The 7876-nt window shown below is 59.1% G+C and carries 6 protein-coding genes and 1 tRNA gene; 2 read left to right on the forward strand and 5 right to left on the reverse strand.

The annotated features are described in order from the left end of the window. Positions 1-4: 4 nt before the first annotated feature. Genes ACWNRM_RS12660 through ACWNRM_RS12675 form a run of 4 tightly spaced genes read right to left on the reverse strand, consistent with a single transcriptional unit; the run spans position 5 to position 5712 of the window. On the reverse strand, positions 5-3160 hold the full coding sequence (locus ACWNRM_RS12660) for an error-prone DNA polymerase (protein ID WP_485171120.1): 3156 nt from the start codon (positions 3158-3160) through the stop codon (positions 5-7). Further along, complete coding sequence (locus tag ACWNRM_RS12665; RefSeq protein ID WP_485171119.1) at positions 3157-3420, reverse strand: hypothetical protein; 264 nt, start codon at positions 3418-3420, stop codon at positions 3157-3159. Before ACWNRM_RS12665 ends, ACWNRM_RS12660 begins: the two co-directional genes overlap by 4 nt. After that, a complete protein-coding gene (locus ACWNRM_RS12670; protein WP_485171118.1) occupies positions 3420-4979 on the reverse strand; it encodes a Y-family DNA polymerase in 1560 nt (519 codons plus the stop codon). The genes ACWNRM_RS12665 and ACWNRM_RS12670 overlap by 1 nt, the downstream gene beginning before the upstream one ends. Next, positions 4870-5712 (reverse strand): ImuA family protein, encoded by an 843-nt coding sequence (locus ACWNRM_RS12675; protein WP_485171117.1) that lies wholly within the window; start codon positions 5710-5712, stop codon positions 4870-4872. The genes ACWNRM_RS12670 and ACWNRM_RS12675 overlap by 110 nt, the downstream gene beginning before the upstream one ends. A gap of 253 nt (positions 5713-5965) precedes the next feature. Here ACWNRM_RS12675 and ACWNRM_RS12680 point away from each other — a divergent pair, with 253 nt between their 5' ends. Then, positions 5966-6661 (forward strand): DUF421 domain-containing protein, encoded by a 696-nt coding sequence (locus tag ACWNRM_RS12680; RefSeq protein WP_485171116.1) that lies wholly within the window; start codon positions 5966-5968, stop codon positions 6659-6661. Between the two features lie 173 nt (positions 6662-6834). Beyond that, positions 6835-7665 carry a glycosyltransferase family 32 protein gene (locus ACWNRM_RS12685; RefSeq protein WP_485171115.1) on the forward strand — a complete coding sequence of 277 codons (831 nt, stop codon included), beginning with the start codon at positions 6835-6837 and terminating at the stop codon, positions 7663-7665. A gap of 94 nt (positions 7666-7759) precedes the next feature. Here ACWNRM_RS12685 and ACWNRM_RS12690 read toward each other — a convergent pair. Beyond that, positions 7760-7836, reverse strand: a tRNA-Met gene (locus tag ACWNRM_RS12690). Positions 7837-7876 lie beyond the last annotated feature (40 nt).

The following is a 7876-nucleotide window of genomic DNA, read 5'->3' on the forward strand; positions in this document are numbered from 1 at the left end:
TATCTCAGTGAAAGTCCCGCGCCTTCAATCTAGGTGCCACCGCCCCCTCTTCTTCCTCGGACACGGCAATAGAGCGCATCATATTCGTAATATCCTCCAGACGCTGCATCACCACGTGAATGACCTCTCCTTCACGCTGGAGCGTTCCGTGGCAGGCCACAGCGTTGACACCAATCACAATGCGACGCTGGGCTTCGGCCCGGTCTTTCCAGATGATGATATTGGCTGTGCCGGTTTCATCCTCCAGCGTCATGAACATCACGCCATGGGCCGTGCCTGGGCGCTGACGCATCAGAACCAGCCCCGGCACCACTACACGGCTGCCATCGCGCAACCGGCGCAGATCGGCACAGGTTACCATGCCTCGCTCAGCCAGTTGCGGACGCAGAAACGACAGCGGGTGCTGGCGCAAGGTCAGGCCGAGCGTGTTGTAATCTTCTACGACCTCACGACCCTCGCTCATGGGGCGGGGGGCGTAATCAGGCTCGATCACTTCGGGGCCGGGGCGATTGAGCTTGCGATCGGCCGCGGCAAAAAGCGGCAGAACCGTATCCGCCAGCCCCTTGATGGCCCAGAGTGCGGCACGCCGATCAAGATCGAGGCTGCGAAAGACATCTGCTGCCGCCAGCGCCTCAAGCGCCGAGACAGGAATGGTAGCACGACGCCAGACATCATCGAGCGACTCATAGGCCGGAAAGCGATGGGCGATCAGTTTGGCCGCGTGATCGTTCGACAGGCCCTTCACAAAGCGAAAACCAAGACGCACGGCCAGTGTTCGCTTGCCCCGGTCAGGCTCAAGCACGCAATCCCAACGCGAGGCATTGATATCGATAGCGTGCACGGTCACGCCATGCTCGCGCGCGTCACGCACCACCTGAGCCGGGGCATAAAATCCCATAGGCTGCGAATTGAGCAGGGCCGCGCAAAACACATCGGGATGGTGGCATTTCAGATAATTCGAGACATAGGCCACCAGAGCAAAACTCGCCGCATGGCTTTCGGGAAAGCCATAGGACCCGAAGCCTTCAAGCTGGCGGAAGGTGCGTTCGGCAAATGCGCGATCATAATGATTGGCAACCATGCCCTCGATCAGCTTCGTTCTGAAATGCGAGACCCCGCCAGTGAACTTGAATGTCGCCATGGAGCGGCGCAGCTGATCGGCCTCACCGGGCGTGAAGCCAGCGCATTTGATGGCCACCTGCATGGCCTGCTCCTGAAACAGGGGGACACCCAGGGTCTTGCCAAGAATCTGTCTGAGTTCCGGCTGCGGGTAATCCGGCAGTTCGATCCCCTCACGCCGTCGCAGATAGGGATGGACCATATCACCCTGGATGGGACCCGGGCGCACGATGGCTACCTGAATGACGAGATCATAGAACGTCCTGGGTTTGAGGCGCGGCAGCATGGACATCTGGGCGCGGCTCTCGATCTGGAATGTGCCCAGCGTGTCGGCACGGCGGATCATGGCATAGGTCGCGTCATCTTCAGGCGGTACCGAGCCCATATCGAGCTGGCGGATGCGATGCTCAGCCAGAAGCTCGAACCCCCGGCGCAGACATCCCAGCATGCCCAGACCCAGCACATCGACCTTCATGAACTTGAGAATGTCGATATCGTCCTTATCCCAGACGATGATCTGCCGATCCTCCATTGCAGCAGGCTGAATGGGCACGAGTTCATCCAGCCGGTCGCGGGTCAGCACGAAGCCCCCCGGATGGGTGCCAAGCTGGCGTGGTATGCCCACCAGCTCGGCAGCCACACGCAGGGTCAGCGCCAGGCGTCGATCTGACAGATTGAGGTTCAGCTCCGCCGCACGTGCCTTGAGCTGTTCCGGATCTCCCAGCGACGAGGCAAGGTATTTTGAGAGTAGGCCCAGCAGATCCTCGCTCAACCCCAGCACCTTGCCTGTCTCGCGCAAGGCCCCCTTGGGGCGATAGCGCATGAGCGTGGCACACAGCGCTGCATGGCTGCGACCGTAGCGGCGATAGATCCACTGGATGATTTCCTCGCGCCGGTCGCTTTCGAAATCAACATCGATATCGGGGGGCTCGCGACGCTCTGCGGAAATGAACCGCTCGAACAGAAGGCCGGAACGCACGGGGTCGATCGCCGTGATACCCAGCACATAGCAGATGGCGGAATTGGCGGCAGAGCCACGCCCCTGACAGACAATATCGAGCGCACGCGCCTGATGCACGATGCTGTGCACGGTCAGAAAATAGGGCGCGTAATCAAGCGAGCCGATCAAGGCGAGTTCATGGGCGATCTGCTGCCTGACCGCATCCGTCACCCCGGCAGGATAACGCCTTGGCAGGGCCTCCTGCACCAAACGGGTAAGGGCCTGCTGCGGCGTCTCATCCGACCGGTCAGTCTCCTGCGGATACTGGTAGCAAAGATCATCCATCGAAAAGCGGCAATGCGCTTCGATTTCGGACACACGGGCCAGTGCTTCGGGAAAAGCCTCATAAAGCTGCGCCACAGCACCGGGCGTCTTGAGGGCCCTGTCACCATGATTTTCACGCCGCTCCCCCAGCGTATCGAGCGTACAATTCTCACGAATGGCGGTCACGACATCCTGCAAAACATGGCAGCGCGCCGCGTGATAGAGCACATCGCCCGTCACCACGGCGGCTACGCCACAGGAGGCGGCCAGTGCCTCCAGCGCCCGCAGGCGCAGCAGGTCACCCGGGGCATTGCGATGCGAAAGCCCGCAATAAACTGGCTGACTATTGGCTGCACCGATCCGGGCCAGATGCTGAAACTGCTGCTGTGCCTGGGTATCGGGCTGATCGGGCAGCAGAACCAGAACAAGCCCCCGTGCCCCCTGAAGCAGATCTCCCCAGTCGAGCGAAAAGACGTCCCGCGCACCCCGGCGGTGCCCAAGCGTCAACAGGCGGCAAAGCGCCCCCCACCCCGCACGATCAACAGGATAGGCCAGAAGAGTCGAGCCATCGAGCAGATCGAGCCGACAGCCAGGCAATAGCCTTACACCGCTCTGACACGCGGCATCATGGGCGCGCACCATGCCGGCCACCGAATGGCGGTCGGTCAGCGCGAGCGCCCTGTGCCCCTGGGCCTGGGCGACAGAAAACAGGTCATGCGGCGCACTTACGCCACGCAAAAAGGAATAATAGGACGTGACATGAAGCGGCGTGGTCATGCCCCCTCGCCTTTTGCCCTGTCATTGGGATGATGATGCCCGCTCGTATCATGCGCCACGGCATCGGCACGTTTCATGAGCACGAAACCGCAGCGCGCCAGATGCGCCACCAGCCGCTCGGCCACGAGGGTCGCCATCAGTTCATCAGCATCATGAACACGCCGACGCCCGTCAAAACGCAGGGCATGGGTGAGGGCCTCCGCAATCTCGCGAGGCTCGGCAGGACGCATGACCGGAGGAGAGGCAAAATCCTGTGTCATCAGAACAGCCCGTGGACGAACCACGCCCCGTCACCCGACCAGGGATGCTGACCGTCACCCCGACGAAACAGCCAGAAGCGATCGCCTTGCTCGGTTTCCACAATCCAGTAATCGCGTATGGCCCCTGCCTGCGCGGGATGCTGCCACCAGGCACCGTGTAGCCGCTCCGGCCCATCAGCCCCGCAAACACGCAGTTTCTGTCCTTGCCAGACAAAGCCCTGAGGCGCGTCGTGGTCCGTCAGTTCTGGCGCGGCGATAGCGCGTGGCGGTGCAAAAAGCCGGGTTGGTCGCGGCCAATTTGAGCGCCGCGAAGCGCCTTCCAACGATGAAACAGGCGCAAGGCCCTGTGTCTGGGCCATCTCGGGGAAGGGTGAATCGGTTTCCGCCAGATGATAGATCGCTCGCAAACCCGGCTTGTTGCGTAGTCGTTCTGCCAGAACCACCAGCGACTCTCCCGCGGAGGGATGACCTGCCTGAAGAAGCCCGCCTGCCCCTGTGGAGGACTCCGGTAACATGGCTTCCTCTGTCACCGGCGAGCGGGGCTGGGCGTGACCGACATGCAGGCTCATGACTTCGATGCCAAACCCTGGATCGATTGTCTCGATACGCTCCTGAAGCAGGCGGGACAGGCGCATGGCCTCGTTAACAGGCTCAGCCGTTCCCACACGCACTGCCTGAACCACGTCATCCACGCGATGGCAAAGCAGATCGACCCGGCGCGCGCCAAGGCCCCTCTTCTGCAAGAGGGTCGCGATATCCTGACACAGGACGTCCATGACCTGCGCGATGCTTTCGGCCGTGCCGATTGGTTCCATCAGATGGCGCTTCACGCTCAGGGCTGTTGCAGGCTGATCGAAATCCAGAGCTTCTTTCTGGTGCCCAAGCGCCTGATCAAGACGACACAGCACCGCCTTGCCGAAGCGGCGCGTCAGCGCAGCACGCGGCACGGCACGCAGATCCGACACACGACCAATTCCCAGAAGACCAAGCCGCGACTGTTCCTCGTCATCGAGCCGCAAGGCAGCGACGGGCAGGGAATCGAGTGCTGCAGCTACGCTGCCAGAGGGAATACAAAGCAGCTCCTTTGTGCCGAATCGTGCCAGAGCATGAGCCGCTCCAGCCGTATCTGCCAAAGCCGCACGAACGGCATGCCCCTGCGCCATGAGCCTGTCCCTTACGGTTTCCAGCATGGCGACCTCACCTCCAAAAAGATGGGCGCATCCCGTGCTGTCAATCCACAGACCATCTGGCGGATCGACCGCGACAAGGGGTGAGAAGCACCGGCACCATGATGCCAGCCTGTGCAAGGCGCGTGCATCGGCAGCGGGCGTGACGGGATGCGTTGCCAGATCCGGCACAAGACTGCGTGCCATGGCCAGAAACTGACCTTTCTCCACCCCACAATCCCGGGCAGGCTGATTGACCGCCATGATCTTCCGGCTCTGGCCCTCACGACCATAAAGGGCCAGAGGTCTGGCGGGGTCGGCTTCGGGATGCCCCTTGTGCCAGAGTGTCGTGTGCCAGTGGGGCAGCCACAGGGAAAGAAACCGACGCATCATGGTCTGTACCGACCCTCCAGAACAGGGCATCACCCCCACGACGTCGCAAAAGGGAAAGGGACAGCCCCCCCGAAGCAGAGGGAAAAGAGCGCAGCCCCACCCTGACCGCATCGGCACGCGCAGGGCCGATACGCCAGCGCGTCCAGCAGGAATTGGGCGAAAGAGGCTGTGTGTGACGATGCACGACAAACCCGGTGACCATCGTCTTTTCTGCCGCCAGATGAAGGCGACGCGAGGCTGTAAGGGATAATGGTTCAGGCAGATCAGCCACAACGGCTGCCACCCCTCTGGTGCGCAGCACATCTTCCATCGTACCGACCAGGCGTGCGGCTTCGACCTCGACACAAAGCAGTCGCGCGCCATCCAGCCCGGCATCACGCAGCCCCGCCAGGACCGGGGCGGAGGTAAAGCCGGAACTGCCGCCCCTTCCCTGCGCTGCTCCGCGTTGTCTTGTGGGGTCATTCTCGGAGAGGGCAGGCACAAGCCAGATGACTGGCCCCGCACTTCGCGCCAGAATCTGCGCTATGAAACGCGTCGGGCGGGCGCAAAGCACCTGATCATGCCCCTCCCCCAGAAACTCATGCACAGCCCCTCGACGCAGCCCACCCTTGAGCGCCTCGTCAACAGCAGCCATGCCCGTCTGTAGGTAAAGCGCTGCAAAACCACGCTGATAACGCTGCTCAATCTGCACGATGCTGTCGCGCAACATAGCCAACCCGGCGTTCTCTCTCATGACAGCCCTCCTTCATTGCGCCCTAACATGAGAACAAATGAGGAACAACTAGATTGGTTGCCAAACTGGCAGTTGGTGACTGGCTGAATCTGCCAATCAAGAACCAAGTTATTTTTTAAATCAGGGATTTGACTGCTACAGGCAAAAAGGGCTGTGCTTTAAGTGCTATTTTTTTAATGTAACAATATTAGAGCAACTCGCTGCGCCCAAAATTCTTGAAGATCTCAAGCAGCTAACAAAGGACTGGAGTCGCGTGATCACTGTCTATCTTTGGGTTATTCTCAAGCTCGTGATCGGGTTTTCCCTTATCATCACCTATCTGAATGTGACCGGGCGCAATCAGATTGCCATGATGTCGGCGGTCGATCTGGTCGGTAACTTCATACTGGGCGGCGTTGTCGGAGGTATTCTCTACAACGACAAGCTACCCATCCTGCATTATATCGCCCTGCTCATCCTGTGCATCCTGCTCATGGCGCTCTTCAACTATCTCTCACGCAAAATCCCTGATCTGAGAAAGCGCACGATAGGCGAGCCGATCACCCTGATCCGTAATGGTGTTTTCCTCATTGAGAACTTCAATGAGAACGCGAGCCGTATCGACCTCAAGGATGTCGCAACGGCTCTGCGGATGCAGAACATCTTCAGCTTCGATGATATCGATTTTGCCCAGATCGAGACGACCGGCCATGTCAGCGTCATCATGAAGAAGGAAACCAAGAAACCTGCTCAGTTCCTGGTTCATCGCGGCGAAATTCTGGAGAAGGAACTGGAAGCGCTCAAGCACTCGAAAGAATGGCTCATCGCGATACTGTCGCGCCGCGGACTGGCTGATCTCGAAAAGATCTTCCTAGCAGAGTGGGTTGGCGACCATCTACTGGTGGTGACGACGGATGGCGTCGTTCACACGGATCTTCAAACCGCCGACAGTCTAACTAGCACTATCTGATTGGCCCTGTACAAGACCACACCATGCAAGCCAACCAAACAAGACGCGAAAAAGAGATTTGAATTTAGCCTCGTATGCACGCAGAACGATGAAAGTAATCGGGCGTCCATAACCCCGATCGTGGTTATGAGGGGCAAGGCAGCATTGGATGAAACGCCTTGCACAGGGGGCTGATGACAGTTCAGGATATGAAACCGGGCGATGTAACATCACTGCCTCCTGCCTTGCATCGCGTTAGCGAGGGGGATCGTATGGCCTGTTTCGACCTTCTGGCAGAAGGGGTCGACAGTCACTGGCTCAAGGTCGTTCCACCAGGGCAGGATAACGGGTTACCTTCATCCATCCCGTACCGGATTATCCAGTATTGGCATGCTGCAAACCCACCCGAGGATGTGCAGCGCAGCATCGCAACAACCATAGCCATGAACCCTGAGTGCCAGCACGAGCTGGTTTGCGATGCCTCAGCACGCGCCTTCATGTATCAGGAACATGGCAATGAGGGCCTCAGACTTTTCGATTGCTGCTTTCATCCAGCCATGCGTGCCGATTTCTGGCGTATTGCTGCTCTGTACAAACATGGGGGCATCTACATGGATGTCGACACACGTTCGCATGCACCGGTTACACGCATTGCGGCGGGGGCGGATTTCTCCTGCCTGCTGACCTATTCGTTTGGGTCACCCTGGTGTGTCGATAACGACTTCATCATGACACAACCGAACCATCCCGTGATCGGCGCCATTTTGGAAGGGATATTCGCAAACCTTACACGCTACTGCCATGTCGGCGATTTCGAGAATATCTGGGTTGAAACAGGGCCCGGCGTCACGACGATCGCTTCGATGCGTTGGCTGTCTCGGATTATAAATGATCAGTCTGTCTATGATGATCATGGTAGGCTTGCGTTCAGACATCACAACGCAATCGCAGAAGCTTTTGATGTGATTGATATGGACTACAAAAAGACACGGCTTGGCAACTGGCGCAGGGCTGTCCCGAGCTAAGTGATAGGCTTGATACCCTGCCATACGCGCGCGTACATGCGCCTATGCTCTGGTTGAGAGCTATGTCTGGATTGTGTCTATATGTGGGGGATTTTGGTTGCGGGGGCAGGATTTGAACCTGCGGCCTTCAGGTTATGAGCCTGACGAGCTACCGGGCTGCTCCACCCCGCGAGGGTGTTGGGGTGTATTTTGTGGGGTGGATCAGGGGACC

The organism is Asaia sp. A2 (assembly GCF_057319415.1).

What these genes read in the sequence shown, in the direction of transcription:
- ACWNRM_RS12665 (WP_485171119.1), bottom strand. Translation starts at nt 3,420, where the DNA reads ATGACACAGGATTTTGCCTCTCCTCCGGTCATGCGTCCTGCCGAGCCT.
- ACWNRM_RS12660 (WP_485171120.1), bottom strand. Translation starts at nt 3,160, where the DNA reads ATGACCACGCCGCTTCATGTCACGTCCTATTATTCCTTTTTGCGTGGC.
- ACWNRM_RS12675 (WP_485171117.1), bottom strand. Translation starts at nt 5,712, where the DNA reads ATGAGAGAGAACGCCGGGTTGGCTATGTTGCGCGACAGCATCGTGCAG.
- ACWNRM_RS12670 (WP_485171118.1), bottom strand. Translation starts at nt 4,979, where the DNA reads ATGATGCGTCGGTTTCTTTCCCTGTGGCTGCCCCACTGGCACACGACA.
- ACWNRM_RS12685 (WP_485171115.1), top strand. Translation starts at nt 6,835, where the DNA reads ATGACAGTTCAGGATATGAAACCGGGCGATGTAACATCACTGCCTCCT.